The organism is Enterobacter sichuanensis, from assembly GCF_002939185.1.
Lineage (GTDB): Bacteria > Pseudomonadota > Gammaproteobacteria > Enterobacterales > Enterobacteriaceae > Enterobacter > Enterobacter sichuanensis.
The window spans coordinates 1-206 of the sequence record NZ_POVL01000203.1 but is presented as its reverse complement, the minus strand read 5'-3'; the positions used below and the strand labels follow the sequence as shown (position 1 = coordinate 206).

The window sequence follows — 206 nt, the reverse complement described above, 5'->3', positions numbered from 1 at the left end:
CGCCTGTTTGCCCGATTATCCCTGGATAGCGCCCTGCCGGATCGCACCACCATCATGAATTTCCGCCACCTGCTCGAGCAGCATCAACTGGCCCGTCAATTGTTCAAGACCATCAATCGCTGGCTGGCCGAAGCAGGCGTCATGATGACCCAAGGCACTTTGGTGGATGCCACCATCATTGAGGCACCCAGCTCTACCAAGAACAA

The 206-nt window shown here is 56.3% G+C and carries 1 pseudogene; it reads left to right on the top strand.

Annotation, left to right across the window (positions count from 1 at the left end):
• Positions 1-206 (top strand): annotated as a pseudogene (locus tag C5687_RS24530) (IS5/IS1182 family transposase); the annotation flags it as partial.